A 17621-nucleotide genomic window follows, 5' to 3' on the forward strand; every position below is an offset into this window, starting at 1 on the left:
AACAGATCGTGACTTAAAACAACCGTTACTAAAAGCGGGTTATTGAAACGTCGCACTGAGTTGGTTAATTTCCTCAGCCCGGCGCTGCACGATCTTGCCATTAACCTGTAATTCTTGTGCCAGGTTCTTATTGTTTAGCGATATCTCATCAAGCACATGAACGCTGCTTATAATCTGTTGTGCCACCACACTTTGTTCTTCCGTGGTCGCCGCAATTTGAGTAGAGGTATCGGTCAGTTGCGTCATCATGTCAACGATGTTGTCCATAGATTGGCGCGCCAATAAACTTTGTTCACTGCACTGCTTGGCTTGTTGTTGATTGTTAAGCATCATTTGCGCCCAATCGGACAATGTTTGCTGCAACGCAACTACCGACCCTTGAATTTGCGCCGTCGCGTTTTGAGTGCGGTTAGCCAAAGTTCGAACTTCGTCGGCAACCACCGCAAACCCTCGGCCAAGCTCACCCGCTCGCGCCGCTTCGATGGCAGCATTTAAAGCAAGTAGGTTGGTTTGGTCAGCAATGCCGCCAATTTCGGTCATGATGTTTGAAATGTTGTCGGCATCGCTGATTAATGAAGCAGCTGCCTTTGCGGCGTGCGCCACCTCGTCAGCCAAGACCGACGTCGTATTTTCAGTCTTATTAATAATCGTAATGGCGTCGATACATTGTTGGTTTACCGTATCAACATGATCTTTAGACTGAACCGTGCTATGACTTATCTCATTAATCGATAAACTCATTTGAGTTATCGCACTCGATAATTGTGCCAGGTGATCATTTTGCACCGTCAAACCGGTCAAGGTTTGCGTCGATGAGTCGTCAAGAATGTCGGCGGTCGTTACTAAACCTTTGGCGTAGTCATTACTGCGTCCTAATACGGTTCGTAACCGTGCTTGCGATAAACCTAACGCGTAGTCGGCGATTGCTGTTAAGCCTTTACCTGAAAAAACAAAACGCGATGGGCTATCAAACTGCAATTGAAGTCGTTTAATATAGCTTGGCAACGTCACCAACTCTTCACTATAAATCGCCCACATCGCTGCGACGCATGACCAAGTCAGTAATAGACTGGCGAAATTTTGGGTTAAATAATATTGCGCGGCACTGACCATTGTCACAGCGCCAGCCAACAACAGATGTTTTAGCGAGCGATTAGCGTGATAGTCGCGGACTGGTTTTTCGGCATTTATTTGCTGATAAAAAGTTTCAGCGGCTTGCTTTTGTTCAGTGGTTGGGCAGACACGGACCGATTGATAACCAGTAACCACCCCGTTTTCACTTAACGGTGTAACATAAGCGTCAACCCAATAAAAACTACCGTCTTTACATCTGTTTTTAACCATGCCACGCCAAGGCTGGTTATCTTTTAATTTAAGCCATAAGTCACTAAAAGCCGCCGCTGGCATGTCTGGATGCCGCACAATGTTATGATTTTTACCGATCAACTCTTGCGGGCTATAACCTGCAACACGGGCAAAATTATCGTTAACATAGGTAATGACCCCACGAACATCGGTAATTGATACCAGTTGTTCTGAGGCCGGAAATACAACTTCCTCGGCGTTACTAAATTTATGCATCACTATTACTATCACTTACAACTTTTTAAAGGATCGATGGTAGCTCAAAGCAATGGCATAAACACCGCTCTTAACCACAATTTAATTCGCTATAATTGATCAATATCAAGGAACTGCCAACTATTTTTGTTGTGGGGCAAATATTGCCCTAAGCAGATCAATAAACCACCAGAAAAGAATCTGTATAAACGTCGTTATAAAAAAATAATAATAGAACGTGCATCAACTTCGGCAAACCTGCGACGAAAGTAATGATAACCCCGATAATTTAACGTAATTTGGATAATCTAAACAATGAATTATTTCGTCAAAAGATGACTTAGACTATGACTTAGAACATGAATTCGAATGATATAAAATGGATTTACAGCAGGCCTTACCTTAGAGTTTATCTTAGGGTTTAGCCTTGTAGTTTAGATTTTTGTTTGGACTTGAGTTTGGACTTGATACGCAATAGAAGTTGCAGTTTAGTCTTTTTTAGCTTTGTTCAATTCTGGCCATACAAAGGTACTTTGACAGGTATCAAGGTAATATTGCTCAACCTTAGCCCGTGCCCAAGGTGTTTTACGCAAAAACTTAAGACTAGACTTAACACTGGGATCGTTGTAGAAACAACGAATTTCTATTTCCTTGCTCAGTACCTTCCAGCCATGAACATCGACCAATTTATTCAATATTTGTTCAAGGGTCATGCCATGTAATGGGTTTTTTGGTTGTGATGTCGTCATGGGTTTTCTTAACATAATGAGTTTGGCGTTATTCTAACAAATAATAGTGCTGATGTATGCTTAAGCCGACTTTGACTTAATTAGCTAATTATAAGTACGTAGCAATGGCATAAATGCTCAAATTGCTCGAGATTACCACCGATTTTGGCGAGTTATTAATGGCTATATCGCATTAATTGTTTAGCACTGAGCACACTGCTACCGCCAATAGCCGCTGCTTGAGCGAGTAAAAGTTGCGCTGTCGCCAACGCATCTGACAATGCATTGTGCGCACTTAATGGTGGTAATTGATAGCGCTCACAGCATGCATATAACCGCAACTTTTGTTTGTCGTAATGACTGCCTTGTCGTTGTAAACGTTTAGCCTCAAGTAACAGGGTATCGAGTAAATCAAAGGGTAATTTGTGACCATAGAGTTTTTTAGCGGCTTGTTGAATAAAAGCAATATCAAGCGCGCCGTGATGCGCCACCAGCACTCTGCCCTGCATTGCTTGCAGCAATTGTTCTAGTGCGAGACTGAGTGGCATTGCGTCATCAAGCTGATGATCATGAATACCATGAATGGTTGCGCTGTCTCCGACGCCCGCTTGCGGCTTAACCAAAATATGCCGCGCTTGTGATAAAATAATTTCTCCGGCAATAATCGGCACCCAACCCATGCTAATAATCTCATGCTTTTTAGCATTGAGTCCGGTCATTTCGAGATCGACACTTAACAGCTCAAGTTGGTTATAGGGCTGGGACAAATCGCAACCTTGTGCAATATACTGCTGCATGGCTGGATCAGTCGCTTTAAGCCCTAACAGCAAGCGATTAAACTGGCCAATAGAAAGATTTAAGCTCATAGCTGTACCTTCTTTAAGCTCATCGCTGGGCCCTTTTAAACACTCGGCAGAGCACAGGATTTAACTCGCGTTTTTTTGACATCCATGTCACAACTTGCCCACGCGTAAACATCGCTTAATACATCCCACGGGTAAATTTCATTTTAAGACCATTTTGGGCACTGTTAACCGCTTCAAATGCATCCTTTAGCTGGTGACGTAACAAGGATGAAATATCACGGGGTTTTAAATAGTTGTTCGCGGTTTTACCACTGCCAACCTGAGCACCTTGATTTTTTAAGCGCAGGTGGCCGATGAACTCGTGGGCATCTTTAAGATTTTTGACATCCTTGTTACTCAAAATTTTCCGTCCGAGTAATTGATCAAGCCGCGCACTGGTATTAACTTCAGTTAGCCCTTCGGCGAGCGCATAAATTCTCGCAATGTCATTAATTAACGCCACCCCACGATGTTTGAGATCTAACACCTTATTTTCTTCACCATCACGTTCTAGCACAAACTTGCCAAAGAAGCCCAGCGGTGGTTTGCTTGCGACAGCATTAGCAGCCATCGCTGCAATAAATATTTGATTGCCCTTAGTTTGTTTTAATACTTGCAGTTGTAACAGGTCAAATAACTCGACACTGCCCGCCACCACTCGCATATCAAAAAATATGGTGCTGTGCAGTAACGCCTGCGGTGCTGGTGTCGCCACCCAGCGATGAAAATAATCTTGCCAAGTCGATAACGATACGCGCCATTGATCATTTTGCGCCATGATATCGCCCGGACAATAAATATAACCACAAGCATCAAGGCCATGACAAACAAACTCGCTCAAGGCTTTAAAGTACAATGCTTGTTCGGTCGTTGGCTGCTGCGCTAAAATCATCGCGTTATCCTGATCGGAACCCGCGGTTTGATCCATCCGCCCGGCAGAGCCAAATACCATCCAACTATATTCAAACGGTGGCTTACCCATTTGCGTTTCGCCAAGGATTAATAAGCGGCGGGTCAATGCATCAGATAGTAGGGTTAAAATTCGCCCTATTTGATCGGCCCGCGCATCAGACGCGATTAATGAATGTAATAACTGCGGGAACTTACGACTAATTTCAACTAAACCGGCAAGGTTATGCTGACGGTTTATTTCACCAATTAGAAATATCGGTTGATTGTTTTGCGCCCGGACTAAATCGGTTGTGGTTAACATACCAACCGGAGTCGTGCCGTCGACAATGGGCAAATGATGAATATTATGGGTGCTCATCATCATTGACGCTTCAAATAGCAACGCATTGCTGTTCATAAAGCAGGGTTGGTGAGTCATGACATCTTTAACCAATACCTCGCCATCAAGGCCTGCCGCCAATACGCGACTCCGTAGATCCCGATCGGTTAAAATGCCAACGAGTAACTCTGCCTCCACGATAATTAATGATGAAATACGATGTTGATCCATTAATGTCGCCGCCGCAGTTACCGTTGCATCGGGAGAAATGCTGATGACTTGATGCTTGATCAAGTCATCAATTTTTTGGGTTATCACCTCGTCTTGATTGCTCGAAGCGCTAAAGCGTTTCATTCGTTTGGCATGAGCCCGATTAAAAAATCGGTCAAATTCGGTCGAGTCCGTGCGCAGGTATTTGAATAATTCCAGATCTAACAAATATACCAAACCGTCTTCAAGCACCGTCACCCGATTATTAATGTTTTCACCGGTCAGTAACGAAGGATAACCAAAACATTCCCCTTGCCCTAAGCGATCAAGTAAGTTGCCTTGCTTGTCACACACTTCAAAACCACCGGTGCGCACAACATACAATTGTGGGTTGTGGTAATCGATTTCGACGTGACCACTGCTGGCCGAAAAATAACTGATCCTAAGGCCTGTCGCAGCGCGAGATAATGCGCGGCTACTTAAACTGCTAAAGGGCACTACTTGCGATAAAAACTGTTTGATTTCTGTAATTTCAACATCTTCAGCCATGTGTCATCCTCACACTTTAGTCGCGTTTCATTATCGAACAAATTGGTTATAGTGGCGTTTAGCCGTTGCAACTATCTGATTAGCGGCCCTAATAATAACAATCACTATTGAAAGAGAGTAAAAGATGCAATTTTTAGCAATGCTTGAACCGGGCTTATTTGCCCTTGGCGGTCTGTTAGTCATCACAGCGCTAGCAAAATACACCTTAAGAACCGGCGATTATCAAAGTATTATCCGCGTGATGGTCAACCAACTTAAAGACGGCTTTGCAATGACAGAATTCAAAATCTATCGATTAGGCGTTGTCTTACTAATCATCGCCTTAGTGATCCGCTTCATTAACCAACTCTTTTTTCCATCCTAGAGCATCACTGACAGATAAAAACCAGACATTAGTCTACTACCTGGGTAAGCAAAACAATTAATCGATAATTTTGGACAGATTAAACAGTGGCTCTGCAGCATGAGTTTGTTGGTTTGAGAGTACTTGCCCCAGAAATGGCGCGTCGATGTGGTCCATTAAATAATCAAGGTTGGTTTGATAATGGCCCATGGGTGACTCGAGCTGATTGGCAATCCAGCCCACGAGGTTAACGCCGTCTTGTTTTATCGCCTCAACCGTTAACAAGGCATGATTTAAACAGCCCAATTGCATGCCGACCACTAAAATAACCTCAAGTTTGGCGGTAACCACAAATTCGCTCAGCCATTGCTGGTCATTAATTGGTAATCGCCAGCCGCCGGCTCCTTCAACAATCTCTACTTGATAATCAGTTGGGCGCTGCTGCCACCAATGAGTCAGCTGGGCGGTGCTTATTTGCTCGCCCTGCTCTTTTGCAGCAATATGCGGCGCAATCGCCTGCTGATAACAAATAGGATTAATCAACTCGTAAGCTGGCGCACCCGCACTGGCACTTTGTAAGATCACGGCGTCGTCATTACGAAGACCATCACTGGTCAACAGCGCCCCAGCCGCAATAGGCTTATAGCCAATTGCGCGCAGTCCTTGGTGTTTTAATTGCTCAAGCAGTAAATTACAGACATAAGTTTTACCAACATCGGTGTCGGTGCCGGTAACAAAAAAGGAGTGTGTTTGAGGGTGATTCATATTAAGATTTTTCCAATACGGCATAAACGACTTGATAAGTCGCGGGCAGTTGACCAGCTACCCGATATTTTTCATAACTGTCTTTCAGTAAGCGCAACTGCTGCTTGCCCATTAACCCACGTTGTTTGCTCGCGGTTTGGTTAGCGCCAATCGCTTTTAAATCGCGCATTAAGCTGATGACATCGTCATACCACACCACCGTTGGCTGCACCTCAAAACTCACCAGTTTGAAACCAGATGCCGCGATAGTTTGTGATAATTGAGCACTGGGCATAAAACGATTAACATGTTGAAATTGATCGACTTGAGCCCAAGCGTCAGCCAATTCGGCCAAGGTGCCATCAACCAATGTTGACATCACCAGTCGCCCGCCCGGTTTTAACACCCGTTGGCTTTCACTAAATGCCTGCGCCAAATCGTGAACCCATTGCAACATCAGACTGCTAAATATGCCATCAACACTGTTATTGGCCAACGGCAGCTGCTCGACATCTCCCGCTAACCAGCTTATATCAAGGCTCGGGTTTGTATCACGGGCAAAACTTAACATCTGCGGCGCAATATCAATGCCAATCAAATGCTGACAACGTTGTGCGAGTGCGCGGCTAAAATGGCCAGGTCCGGTGCCAAGATCGAGCAACCGTGGCGGTTGCCCCAGCATAAGTTCAAGTAAGTTATTGCCCACATTGCGTTGCAACGCCGCGCCACTATGATAGCTTGCGGCACTGGCGCCAAAAGATTGAGCAATCGATTGTTTGTTAATGCTCGCTGCTGGTGCTGCGGTTAATACATGACCCGAGTTTCTGCTTGGGCTAGCGCTTGGTGTCAGGGTTAAGGTCGAATTAATTTCTGTGCTCATACTCACTGCTCGGTCAGCTCAAGTGCTTGGGCTAACGTTTGTAATAAAATGTCAATGTCGCTTCGTTGATGCTCAGTAGATAAGGTAATGCGTAAACGTGCACTGCCCATAGCAACGGTCGGTGGTCTAATGGCGGTTAACCAAATGCCTTGCTCACGCAGGCGCATCGCAATAGCCATCGCCCGGGCACTATCACCAATGATAATCGGCTGAATAGCACTGGTCGTCGGCATTAGTGCTAAGCCAAGCAAAGATGCTTGTTGGCGAAAATAATCTATATTTTCTTCAAGTTTAAGCCGGCGCCACGGTTGCTGAGACAGTTTAATGCTCGCGATAGTTGCGCCAACCACCATTGGGGATAACGAAGTTGAATAAATATAGTGGCGGCAAAAATTGACTAAGTAATCGATAACGTCACTGTCGGCAGCGACAAATGCACCCGAGGTGCCGATCGCTTTGCCAAAAGTAGCCATTAAAATGTCCGGCGAAACTCCTGCTTCAGCGCAACTGCCAGCACCATCGCCGTAGATGCCAAAACCATGAGCATCATCGACCATCAGCCATGATTGGTGGCGCTGACATTGCTCGGAAATTTCGGCCAACGGCGCGCTGTCACCATCCATCGAAAAAATGCCCTCGGTGACCACTAAGCGATCGGTTGCAGCTAACGCATGACGGCTGCTTAATTGCTGGTTGAGGCTGCTTAAATCATTATGAACAAAGCGATTCATTTTGGCGGCGCTGCGCACACCCGCATCCATTAATGAGGCATGATTTAGCTTGTCTTGCACCAGGTAATCATCTTTACTGAGCAGAGTTTCGATCACCCCACTATTGGCCGCAAAACCAGAGGTATAAAGCATCACGGCCGCTTGACCAGTTAAGTCTTTAAGCAAATCTTCAAGGTATTGATGCAGCGTGCTGTGACCTGTCACCAACGGTGATCCGCCACAGCCTGCGCCATATTGATTGACGGCTTTAACCGCGGCCAATTTGACCTCGCCAGCGCACGCCAAGCCGAGATAATCATTACTGGAAAAATTAAGGTAACTTTGCTGCTGATGACTTAATAATCGCTGGTTACCGCCAGCCACTGCGCGGCGCTGACGGTAACCATGATTATCCTGTTGTTGTGCCAGTCGCGTGGCTAACCGTTGAAAGGCCATTAACTATCAACCGAGTATTAAGTAGTAGCGTCGTAAAACATCTGATCTTGACTGCCGATTTTAACGGCATCAAGAATAGAGGCTTCAAATGCTTCATCAGAATATTGACGACCACGTTCGGTATTTATACCTAACTTTTTGAATAACTGAACATCACTAGATTCTTCAGGGTTGCTGGTTGTGAGTAATTTACAGCCATAGAAAATCGAGTTAGCACCGGCCAAGAAACACATGGCTTGCATTTGCTCGTTCATTTTTTCTCGCCCAGCCGACAAACGAACATGCGATTTTGGCATCATGATCCGCGCCGTTGCAATCGTACGAATAAATTGAAAATCATCAAGGTCATCAACATTTTCCAGTGGCGTGCCTTTCACTTTAACCAACATGTTAATTGGCACACTGTCGGGGTGACTTTCAAGGTTGGCCAAGGCACGCAGTAAGCCGTAACGATCTTGCGCTTTCTCGCCCATGCCGACAATGCCACCACTGCACACTTTCATGCCGGCACCTCGCACGTAATCAAGGGTATTTAACCGGTCTTGATAAGTACGGGTAGTGATGATTTGATCGTAGAATTCAGGTGAGGTATCAAGGTTATGATTGTAGTAATCAAGACCGGCATCACTTAGCTGTTGGGCTTGAGCGGCCGTTAACATGCCCAAGGTCATGCAGGTTTCCATGCCCATACCACGCACTTTACGCACCATGTCTAGTACCAGTGGCATATCTCGGTCTTTTGGATTGCTCCACGCCGCGCCCATGCAAAAACGGGTTGAACCGGCTGTTCGTGCTTGCTCTGCCGCTTTTATTACTTTTTCAACTTCCAGCAATTGCTCTTTTACTAGGCCGGTTTTATTACGCGCCGATTGCGGGCAATATTTGCAATCTTCTGGGCAGGCACCGGTTTTAATTGATAACAACGTAGAGACTTGCACTTCGTTGGGTTTAAAGTGTTGGCGATGAACGCTTTGTGCCTGAAACATCAGATCATTAAATGGCTGATTAAATATTTGTTCGACTTCGCTTAAAGTCCAGTTATGACGGATTTCAGATGCGCTCATTGCTTACTCTATTATTATATTTAAATTGTTGGCTAGGATACCCTGTTCAGGTAAGCTGTCAACCAAGTTAACCCCACCTAGTCAACATCTGGAGAAATTTTGACCATCACTAAAGCCGATTTACAATTTGATCGTGATCACATCTGGCATCCCTACACTTCATTACTCGATCCACTGCCCTGTTATCCGGTCGTTAGCGCCCAAGGCGTCGAGCTGACCTTAAATGATGGACGTCAGTTAATTGATGGCATGAGCAGTTGGTGGGCCGCGATCCATGGTTATAACAATGCTCGGCTTAATCAGGCTGCCAAAGATCAAATCGATCAAATGTCCCATGTGATGTTCGGGGGTATTACTCACCCAAGCGCTATTGCTTTGTGCCGTCAATTAGTGGCGATGACCGCACCATCGTTAGATCGGGTTTTTCTGGCTGACTCAGGCTCGGTTGCGGTCGAAGTTGCCATAAAAATGGCGCTGCAGTACTGGGTTGCTAAAGGTCAGCAAAGCAAATATCGCTTATTGACCGTTGAAAATGGCTATCACGGTGATACGTTTGCCGCGATGTCGGTCTGCGATCCCGTTAACGGCATGCATGAATTATTTAGTGGCGTTTTAACCAAGCAGTTATTTGCCGCTGCGCCGCAAAGCCGATTTGACGGCCCGTGGTTAGAATCTGATCTCGATTCCTTAATCGAGTTATTTGAAGCACACCACCACACTATTGCAGCAATGATTATTGAACCGATAGTGCAAGGTGCCGGCGGCATGCGAATTTATCACCCGAATTATCTTAAAGCAGTTCGCCGGTTATGTGATCAATACGATGTGTTGCTCATTTGCGATGAAATAGCGACAGGCTTTGGCCGCACCGGAAAGTTATTTGGCTATGAGCACGCTGACATCACTCCGGATATTCTTTGTTTAGGCAAGGCGATTACTGGCGGTTATATGACATTGGCGGCAACCCTAACTAGCCAAGCCATTGGTGAAGAAATTTGTCGCACCAAGGCTGGTGTTTTCATGCATGGTCCGACCTTTATGGCTAATCCATTAGCCTGCGCGGTAGCCGCAGAGAGTCTTACCATCATTAATGAAAATAACTGGCAGCACCAAGTCGCTGCGATTGAGCAACAATTAACAAGTGAATTAGCAGCCTGTTTGACGCTACCTAGTGTTGTTGACGTTAGGGTATTAGGCGCGATTGGCGTCGTCGAATTAAACTGCGCGGTCGACATGGTGGCTATTCAGCAATATTTTGTCGAGCAAGGCGTGTGGATTAGACCCTTTGGCAAGCTCATTTATTTGATGCCGCCTTATATTATCAGCCAAGCCCAATTGAGCCAGCTAACGCGTGCAGTATATGGCGCGATAACTGAGCTACCGTAGGGGTTATTCGCTCTTGCAAACTCAGCCAAATTAACAATACATTAAGATCTGTTAAATTTGGCGCATTTATAATGAATTATTGAAGCTAGCCTGTTATGATAATCTGATAAATACTATAGTGAAATATGAGACAATAATGACCGATGAAAACCTAGCACTGAGAAAAGCGGGCTTAAAAGTTACTTTACCGCGCATTAAAATTTTAGAGATTTTACAGTTGCCACAAAACCAACATATTAGCGCCGAAGAGCTCTACAAGATCTTATTAGAAAAAGACGAAGAAATTGGTTTAGCCACGGTATATCGAGTTCTGAACCAGTTTGATGATGCTGGCATTGTTTCACGCCATCATTTCGACAGTGGCAAGTCGGTATTTGAACTAAGTTCAAAGCATCACCATGACCATCTAGTTTGTTTAAACTGTGGCAAAGTGATTGAGTTTCATGACGAAATGATTGAAACACGCCAACGCGAAATCGCCGAAGCTAATGGTATTAAACTAACCAACCACAGTCTTTACCTATATGGTGAGCCTGAAGATGGTGTGTGTAAGCACTAAGGTCTAACTTTTAGGCTGCAATAGAAAAAGGTCGCCGAGGCGACCTTTTTTATTAACTATAGATAAGTAACTTTAGCTAATAGCTATGTATACATTAGATTTGTTCAATTATCTGGTCGGCGATATCATTCGGACAAGCCATCGCTAACAAGGCTTTCTTTAGAATGCGACATTTCATGCCATTATTGGAATTGGTGACCACCCAATAAGGGGTATTAGCGATTTGTTTCGGCTTAGAGCTAGCACCACTGGCTAATAGTGTCTGCTGATCTTTAGCAAAGTACACTCTGTCTCGTCCACTAACCTTCAGCACATTGGCAAATTGTTGCGGTTGTTGACCGTATAACAAGCTCAAGATCATTAAAAATCGCCCGATAGAGGCTTTCTGCTCTTGCACTTGTGAATGCTGAACTAAATCAGAAAAATCAGCGCTAACGACTGCAGATTCCTGGGTTAATTCTTGTTTCACCTCAGATAATTGATCTTTAATCGCCGCTACAACTGGCGAGGCAATCATGCTCGCGACCATTTTTTTTGATGCCACAATATTTTCAGCCACTATATTGGCAGTCATTATGGTTGATGCTTTAGCAACGTTGGCATTAAGTGCCGATTCTAGTTTAATTTCACCGACCGGAGGCAATCCAAGTAAACGCCGTAAAATTGCTGATGCACTTTCACCGATAGATTCGGTCTGGCTCGCAATATAACGATACAAGTCATCTTCAACTTCAATAAATTTCATTTAATTCCCTTAGATTATCTTCATACCAAGCCTAACTATCAAGACAGACTATCACGCCAAATAGTTCATTTGGTTTGAATAATTGGTATAACCTAGTGTGTTCAGTAATTGATGCCAATTTGTAATAATGGGATTATACAGATTGGCATCAAAAGCTCCACGATTAAATTGAAACGCGACGATAGTCTCGATATTGCGGTAACCAGAAGTTTTTCTTAATTTTTTCACGCAGTTTTTCATCACTGATTTGCAAAGCATAGCCCTGCGCCATCGCTATTTTTGCGACATCGAAAGCCATCACTTTACTTAAATTGGCAATTTCAGTTAAAGGGGGTAACAAACTTCCTTCGCCAGTATTGGCCAGTGGAGAGGCATTAGCCAAACATAAACTGGTTGCCATTAACATTTCATCCGTTACGCGCTTAGCACCACAAGCGATAATACCTAAACCAAGTCCAGGGAAAATATAGCTATTGTTACATTGCGGCGTCACATAGGTTTTACCCTTATATTCAACAGGATCAAATGGGCTGCCAGTCGCAATAAGCGCTTGACCGTCGGTCCACTCAATCAATTGCTGTGGCGTTGCCTCAACTTGCTTTGACGGATTGCTCAATGGGAAGATAACTGGTCGCTCGCAGCCTTGGTACATTGCTTTGATGACTTGTTCAGTAAATAGACCAGGTTGACCCGATACACCAATTAAAATAGTTGGTTTGGCGTTTAACATCACCTCAAGCAAGCTCGCGTACTCGCCCGCAGTATTCCACTGTGCAATAACTTGCGGCGGTTGACTTAGTCGTTGCTGGAAATCACGCAAGCCTTCCATGCCATTGGTTAACAAACCAAAACGATCAACCATAAATACTTGACGGCGTGCTTGCTCTTCACTAATGCCTTCACTCACCATTTGCTTAATGATTTGTTCGGCGATGCCACAACCTGCTGAGCCCGCACCAACAAAAGCAACAACTTGCTGTGATAATTTCTCGCTGTTCGAGCGACAAGCTGCCATTAACGAGCCCACTGTAACCGATGCTGTGCCTTGAATGTCATCATTAAAACAACATAACTGGTCACGGTAACGTTCTAATAACGGCATCGCCTTAGGCTGAGCAAAATCTTCAAATTGTAATAACACGTTAGGGTAGCGACGCTTTACGGCTTGAATAAACATGTCGACAAATTCAAAGTATTCTTCGTCATTAATTCTTGGCTTACGTACGCCCATGTACATTGGGTTATTGATCAATTCTTCATTGTTGGTGCCAACATCTAACATCACTGGCAACGTATAAGCAGGACTAATACCACCACAAGCGGTATAAAGTGATAACTTACCAATCGGAATGCCCATGCCACCCATGCCTTGATCGCCTAAACCTAAAATACGTTCACCGTCGGTTACTACGATTACCTTTACATTGCCTTTGATCGCATTATGTAAAATATCGTCAATTTGATCACGTTGTTCATAAGTAATAAACAGACCACGAGCACAACGATAAATATCGCTGAAACGCTCACAAGCTTCGCCCACCGTTGGGGTGTAAATGATTGGCATCATTTCTTCGAGGTGATCGTTAATAAGACGGTAATAAAGTGTTTCGTTCATATCTTGCATGCGACGTAAATAAATGTGCTTCTCTAATGCAGTATTAAAAGCACTGTACTGGCAATAAGAACGTTCAACCTGCTCTTCAATCGTTTCAATTAACGGTGGTAATAAACCCGTTAAGTTAAAAGATTTTCGTTCATCAACACTAAATGCGCTCCCTTTGTTTAATAATGAGGTGTCTAGTAATGCATGACCTGCATGAGGGATATATAAAGGTGACTTTTTAGCGGGCTTTGTTGGCATGAAGGGGTTCCTGTTGGTGGCAATTGCGATCGGCTTAAATTAATTGTATTAATATTGGGTATAGTTTTTTTATATAGTCATTGTTACTAATATTAAGCGGATAGTCCATTTATATTAGTAAAAACCTTTACTAAGTTAACACTAAATATGCTAGAGGTTGCGATTATTATATTTGATTTTTAACTAAGCTGCGGTCACACTTGTTGCTACTTTACCCACGACGACAGTTGTTGATGTTATTAAATTATAAAATTGAGGGGAATGGCGAGCCAGTCGTTCTTATTCATGGTCTGTTTGGCGCCCTTGATAACTTAGGCGCACTCGCCCGTTATCTTAGCCAGAGTTTTCAGGTAATCAGCGTTGATCTGGTTAATCACGGTTTATCTAAACATCAATCCGAGACGAACTACAGCTCAATGGCGAGCGATGTTATCGCGTTGCTCGACTCACTATCGCTTGATCAAGTGAGCGTAGTAGGTCATTCGATGGGCGGCAAAGTAGCCATGGAACTGGCGCTCGCTTATTCAAACAGAATAGCCGCATTAGTGGTTGCCGACATCGCTCCTGTCAGCTACAGCAATCGTCATGGCTTGGTCTTTAAAGGTTTAAAATCGGTCGACCTAATCAACCTGAAAAATAGAAAACAAGCGCAGCAAGTCCTTGAGCAAGCAGGCATAGAAACGGGAGTCAGTTTGTTTTTACTTAAAAACTTAGTAAAAACAGCCAGCGGCTTTGGTTGGCGCTTTAACCTCGACGCAATAGAGCAAGCTTACCCAGCTATTATTGGTAGCTTACCGAGCAAAGGGCAATATCAAGGGCCAACTCTGTTTATTAAAGGTGAGCTTTCGGACTATATAACTGCCGAACATCGTCCTGAAATCATGAAATATTTCCCCGCGGCAACGGCAAAAATAATTCAAGGGACCAGTCACTGGTTACATGCTGAAAAACCGAGCGCTTTCAATAAAATAGTGTTAAATTTTATCGAAAAATATCATAATAATTGAAATAATTACAATCTGTAGTCATTTGTTGACTCTAGCGATAGCGCGATATACTCGGGTATGCTATATTGCGCGGCACTGACTTAATGCAGCACTTATTTCAAGGCAAAACTCAACAATGACACCGCAAGAATTTCAGCAGCTAGAAGCAGTAGGTTTAAATCTATTTTTTGCTGGCGTGTTTTTTCTTATTGGTATGGCAATTCGTGATGTACTTAATACCGCGGATGTCCCCTTTTTCGGAAAAGTCACCGTGTGGGCCGTATTAACATTTGGTTGTCTTGGTTTTGTAATGAAAGGCGTGATCCAATTTTTTTGGACTGCAACCTAACAATTTACACTTAATCTATTATATTATTGTAGCACTATGGCAAAAGCATCTAACGACAGAATAACGATTGATCTATTCGCCGATCAAAAAAGCCGTGGCCGCCCAAAAACCAACCCTTTATCACGTAAAGATCAATTGCTAATTAATAAGCGCAATCAAATCAAACGCGATAAAGCTAAAGGGTTAAAACGGATTGAATTGAAAGTTGAATCAGAGTTATTTAATGTACTAAATCATTTGGCGGCGGAGCACAATTTAAGCCGTAGCCAAATCATTGAATCTATACTTATGACACAAATCAGAGCGATGGACATTGCCATCGAACCGATGTCACTGAGTGAAATTGAACTAGCACCCGCAGAACAATAGGAAAAATTATGGCTAGCGTAGGAATGTTTTTTGGAAGCGACACTGGTAATACTGAAGCCGTCGCAAAAATGATCCAAAAGCAACTTGGCAAAAATCTAGTTGATGTTTATGACATTGCCAAAGCAACGACTAAAGAAATTGCTGAATTTGACTTATTATTACTGGGTATTCCAACTTGGTATTACGGTGAAGCGCAATGTGACTGGGATGACTTTTTCCCAGACCTAGAAAAAATCGATTTTAACGACAAATTAGTCGCTATTTTCGGCTGTGGTGATCAAGAAGATTACGCAGAGTACTTCCTTGACGCGATGGGTACTTTAAAAGACATTATCGAACCTCGCGGCGCGATAATTGTTGGTCACTGGCCAATCGCCAGTTATGAGTTTGAAGCCTCAAAAGCATTAGTTAGCGATACTCACTTTGTTGGACTTGGCATTGATGAAGATCGCCAACCTGAACTAACCGATGAGCGTGTTACCGGTTGGGTTAATCAAATTAAAGAAGAGATGTGCCTAAGCGAACTTGCTTAAACAGCCATTAGCTTTCAATAATACTCTAAACCGCTGGTAAATACTTACCAGCGGTTTTTTTATGCCCGCCTACTCTCATTTTTACTTTTTATTAACCAACAACTTCCTAAATCACAGTCAATGCGGTATCTTGAACTACGATTAAATAAATATATTTTGGGTGGAGTTTTTTAGGTGATTAACAAGTCGAACAAATTAGATAATGTCTGTTATGACATTCGCGGTCCGGTACATGAAGAAGCACAACGACTTGAAGAAGAAGGTCACCGTATTCTTAAGCTAAATATTGGCAACCCTGCCCCGTTTGGCTTTGAAGCTCCTGACGAAATTGTTCGCGATGTAATTCACAATTTACCCCAGGCTCAAGGCTATTGTGAGTCAAAAGGGCTGTTTTCAGCAAGAAAGGCGGTGTTTCATCACTATCAGCAGATTATACATGGCATTGATGTTGACGATATTTTTATTGGCAACGGCGTATCTGAGCTGATTCAAATTGCGACTATGGCTTTGTTAAACAATGACGACGAAGTACTCATTCCTGCGCCTGATTATCCGTTGTGGACCGCTTCAGTTCATTTGGCTGGCGGCAAAGCGGTGCATTATCGCTGTGATGAACAAGCTGATTGGTTCCCCGACATTGATGACATCAAAAGTAAAATTAGCAGCAAAACTAAAGCGCTGGTCATTATAAACCCTAATAATCCGACCGGTGCGGTCTACTCCAAAGAACTGTTACTAGAATTGTTAGCCATTGCGCGTGAACACAACTTAGTGGTCTTTTCGGATGAAATTTACGACAAGATCCTTTATGACGAAGCGCAACATGTTCATACCGCATCGCTGGCCGATGACTTATTAATATTAACCTTTAATGGCCTGTCAAAATCGTACCGGATTGCTGGTTTTAGATCAGGTTGGCTTGTGGTCTCAGGCGCCAAATATAAAGCAAAAAGTTACGTCAGCGGCCTCAATATGTTGGCCTCAATGCGGTTGTGTGCCAACGTGCCTTGTCAGCATGCGATTCAAACAGCATTAGGGGGTTATCAAAGCATTAATGAGCTTATTCTGCCTGGTGGCCGCTTGTTAGAGCAACGCGATGCCGCATGGGAAGCACTTAATGCAATAGACGGGGTTAGCTGTGTTAAGCCTAAAGGCGCGATGTACATGTTCCCAAAACTTGACGTCAAGAAATTCAACATTGTTGACGATCAAAAGTTAGTGTTCGATTTACTTAAAAGTGAAAAGATTTTACTGGTACACGGCACGGCCTTTAACTGGCCAGAACCAGATCATGTCAGAATAGTTACCTTGCCTCATGCCCATGATTTAACCAATGCAATTGAGCGCTTTGGTAGATTCCTGGATAATTATTCACAATAATCCGCCCTAAATCAGTCAATCTCTCGCCCAGTACTTAATCTGGGCGAAATTATTGATCAAGTATTTGTACCCAGCCAAGCTATATTCAAAAAATATCTAAAATTTATTGAGTTACATTTAAAAACCCTGCTAC

General features: G+C 43.7%; 18 protein-coding genes. 8 read left to right on the forward strand and 10 right to left on the reverse strand.

The genetic code is table 11. The annotated features are described in order from the left end of the window. Positions 1-39: 39 nt before the first annotated feature. From HRU23_13490 to HRU23_13505, 4 genes are all read right to left on the reverse strand, one after another. Complete coding sequence (locus tag HRU23_13490) at positions 40-1581, reverse strand: methyl-accepting chemotaxis protein (GenBank protein NRA55151.1); 1542 nt, start codon at positions 1579-1581, stop codon at positions 40-42. A 467-nt stretch (positions 1582-2048) separates the two neighbouring features. Next, a complete protein-coding gene (locus HRU23_13495; GenBank protein ID NRA55152.1) occupies positions 2049-2309 on the reverse strand; it encodes a DUF2132 domain-containing protein in 261 nt (86 codons plus the stop codon). A 155-nt stretch (positions 2310-2464) separates the two neighbouring features. Further along, a complete protein-coding gene (locus HRU23_13500; GenBank protein ID NRA55153.1) occupies positions 2465-3154 on the reverse strand; it encodes a 3'-5' exonuclease in 690 nt (229 codons plus the stop codon). A 115-nt stretch (positions 3155-3269) separates the two neighbouring features. After that, positions 3270-5123: a cyclic nucleotide-binding/CBS domain-containing protein gene (locus tag HRU23_13505; GenBank protein ID NRA55154.1), complete on the reverse strand. Its 1854-nt coding sequence runs from the start codon at positions 5121-5123 to the stop codon at positions 3270-3272. Positions 5124-5247: 124 nt separating this feature from the next. On the opposite strand from HRU23_13505, the gene HRU23_13510 reads away from it, so the two are divergent. Continuing rightward, positions 5248-5487 (forward strand): hypothetical protein, encoded by a 240-nt coding sequence (locus tag HRU23_13510; GenBank protein NRA55155.1) that lies wholly within the window; start codon positions 5248-5250, stop codon positions 5485-5487. 57 nt (positions 5488-5544) lie between these two features. Here the strand turns inward: HRU23_13510 and bioD are convergent, their stop codons facing one another. Genes bioD through bioB form a run of 4 tightly spaced genes read right to left on the reverse strand, consistent with a single transcriptional unit; the run spans position 5545 to position 9320 of the window. Further along, entirely contained in the window at positions 5545-6231 is a 687-nt protein-coding gene (bioD, locus tag HRU23_13515) for a dethiobiotin synthase (GenBank protein NRA55156.1), read from the reverse strand. A 1-nt stretch (position 6232) separates the two neighbouring features. Further along, on the reverse strand, positions 6233-7090 hold the full coding sequence (bioC, locus tag HRU23_13520; protein NRA55157.1) for a malonyl-ACP O-methyltransferase BioC: 858 nt from the start codon (positions 7088-7090) through the stop codon (positions 6233-6235). Positions 7091-7092: 2 nt separating this feature from the next. Then, the gene (locus tag HRU23_13525; protein NRA55158.1) at positions 7093-8256 is read right to left on the reverse strand and encodes an 8-amino-7-oxononanoate synthase; all 1164 of its coding nucleotides are present in this window, start codon (positions 8254-8256) and stop codon (positions 7093-7095) included. A gap of 17 nt (positions 8257-8273) precedes the next feature. After that, positions 8274-9320 carry a biotin synthase BioB gene (bioB, locus tag HRU23_13530; GenBank protein ID NRA55159.1) on the reverse strand — a complete coding sequence of 349 codons (1047 nt, stop codon included), beginning with the start codon at positions 9318-9320 and terminating at the stop codon, positions 8274-8276. 105 nt (positions 9321-9425) lie between these two features. Here bioB and bioA point away from each other — a divergent pair, with 105 nt between their 5' ends. Continuing rightward, positions 9426-10706 carry an adenosylmethionine--8-amino-7-oxononanoate transaminase gene (gene bioA / locus HRU23_13535; GenBank protein NRA55160.1) on the forward strand — a complete coding sequence of 427 codons (1281 nt, stop codon included), beginning with the start codon at positions 9426-9428 and terminating at the stop codon, positions 10704-10706. Between the two features lie 136 nt (positions 10707-10842). After that, positions 10843-11265, forward strand: coding sequence for a ferric iron uptake transcriptional regulator (gene fur, locus HRU23_13540; GenBank protein ID NRA55161.1), 423 nt, complete (start codon positions 10843-10845; stop codon positions 11263-11265). A 94-nt stretch (positions 11266-11359) separates the two neighbouring features. Here fur and seqA read toward each other — a convergent pair whose 3' ends face one another. Both seqA and HRU23_13550 read right to left on the reverse strand, forming a co-directional pair. Then, positions 11360-12010 carry a replication initiation negative regulator SeqA gene (gene seqA, locus HRU23_13545; protein ID NRA55162.1) on the reverse strand — a complete coding sequence of 217 codons (651 nt, stop codon included), beginning with the start codon at positions 12008-12010 and terminating at the stop codon, positions 11360-11362. 163 nt (positions 12011-12173) lie between these two features. Next, positions 12174-13871, reverse strand: a complete 1698-nt coding sequence (locus HRU23_13550; protein ID NRA55163.1) for an NAD-dependent malic enzyme — start codon at positions 13869-13871, stop codon at positions 12174-12176. Positions 13872-14104: 233 nt separating this feature from the next. Here HRU23_13550 and HRU23_13555 point away from each other — a divergent pair, with 233 nt between their 5' ends. From HRU23_13555 to HRU23_13575, 5 genes are all read left to right on the forward strand, one after another. Continuing rightward, positions 14105-14878 (forward strand): alpha/beta fold hydrolase, encoded by a 774-nt coding sequence (locus HRU23_13555; protein NRA55164.1) that lies wholly within the window; start codon positions 14105-14107, stop codon positions 14876-14878. A gap of 115 nt (positions 14879-14993) precedes the next feature. Then, positions 14994-15206: a DUF2788 domain-containing protein gene (locus HRU23_13560; GenBank protein ID NRA55165.1), complete on the forward strand. Its 213-nt coding sequence runs from the start codon at positions 14994-14996 to the stop codon at positions 15204-15206. A gap of 36 nt (positions 15207-15242) precedes the next feature. After that, positions 15243-15575: a LexA regulated protein gene (ybfE, locus tag HRU23_13565; GenBank protein ID NRA55166.1), complete on the forward strand. Its 333-nt coding sequence runs from the start codon at positions 15243-15245 to the stop codon at positions 15573-15575. Positions 15576-15583: 8 nt separating this feature from the next. Next, on the forward strand, positions 15584-16108 hold the full coding sequence (fldA, locus tag HRU23_13570) for a flavodoxin FldA (protein ID NRA55167.1): 525 nt from the start codon (positions 15584-15586) through the stop codon (positions 16106-16108). Positions 16109-16282: 174 nt separating this feature from the next. Then, positions 16283-17488: a pyridoxal phosphate-dependent aminotransferase gene (locus HRU23_13575; protein NRA55168.1), complete on the forward strand. Its 1206-nt coding sequence runs from the start codon at positions 16283-16285 to the stop codon at positions 17486-17488. Positions 17489-17621: the final 133 nt, after the last annotated feature.

The organism is Gammaproteobacteria bacterium (assembly GCA_013214945.1).
In the GTDB taxonomy this organism is placed as follows: Bacteria; Pseudomonadota; Gammaproteobacteria; order Enterobacterales; family Psychrobiaceae; genus Psychrobium.

Coding starts and splice junctions, on each gene's coding strand:
- HRU23_13505 (NRA55154.1), bottom strand. CDS start 5,123: ATGGCTGAAGATGTTGAAATTACAGAAATCAAACAGTTTTTATCGCAA.
- seqA (NRA55162.1), bottom strand. CDS start 12,010: ATGAAATTTATTGAAGTTGAAGATGACTTGTATCGTTATATTGCGAGC.
- bioC (NRA55157.1), bottom strand. CDS start 7,090: ATGAGCACAGAAATTAATTCGACCTTAACCCTGACACCAAGCGCTAGC.
- ybfE (NRA55166.1), top strand. CDS start 15,243: ATGGCAAAAGCATCTAACGACAGAATAACGATTGATCTATTCGCCGAT.
- HRU23_13525 (NRA55158.1), bottom strand. CDS start 8,256: ATGGCCTTTCAACGGTTAGCCACGCGACTGGCACAACAACAGGATAAT.
- HRU23_13500 (NRA55153.1), bottom strand. CDS start 3,154: ATGAGCTTAAATCTTTCTATTGGCCAGTTTAATCGCTTGCTGTTAGGG.
- HRU23_13495 (NRA55152.1), bottom strand. CDS start 2,309: ATGACGACATCACAACCAAAAAACCCATTACATGGCATGACCCTTGAA.
- HRU23_13510 (NRA55155.1), top strand. CDS start 5,248: ATGCAATTTTTAGCAATGCTTGAACCGGGCTTATTTGCCCTTGGCGGT.
- HRU23_13560 (NRA55165.1), top strand. CDS start 14,994: ATGACACCGCAAGAATTTCAGCAGCTAGAAGCAGTAGGTTTAAATCTA.
- HRU23_13550 (NRA55163.1), bottom strand. CDS start 13,871: ATGCCAACAAAGCCCGCTAAAAAGTCACCTTTATATATCCCTCATGCA.
- fur (NRA55161.1), top strand. CDS start 10,843: ATGACCGATGAAAACCTAGCACTGAGAAAAGCGGGCTTAAAAGTTACT.
- fldA (NRA55167.1), top strand. CDS start 15,584: ATGGCTAGCGTAGGAATGTTTTTTGGAAGCGACACTGGTAATACTGAA.
- HRU23_13490 (NRA55151.1), bottom strand. CDS start 1,581: ATGCATAAATTTAGTAACGCCGAGGAAGTTGTATTTCCGGCCTCAGAA.
- HRU23_13555 (NRA55164.1), top strand. CDS start 14,105: ATGTTATTAAATTATAAAATTGAGGGGAATGGCGAGCCAGTCGTTCTT.
- bioB (NRA55159.1), bottom strand. CDS start 9,320: ATGAGCGCATCTGAAATCCGTCATAACTGGACTTTAAGCGAAGTCGAA.
- bioD (NRA55156.1), bottom strand. CDS start 6,231: ATGAATCACCCTCAAACACACTCCTTTTTTGTTACCGGCACCGACACC.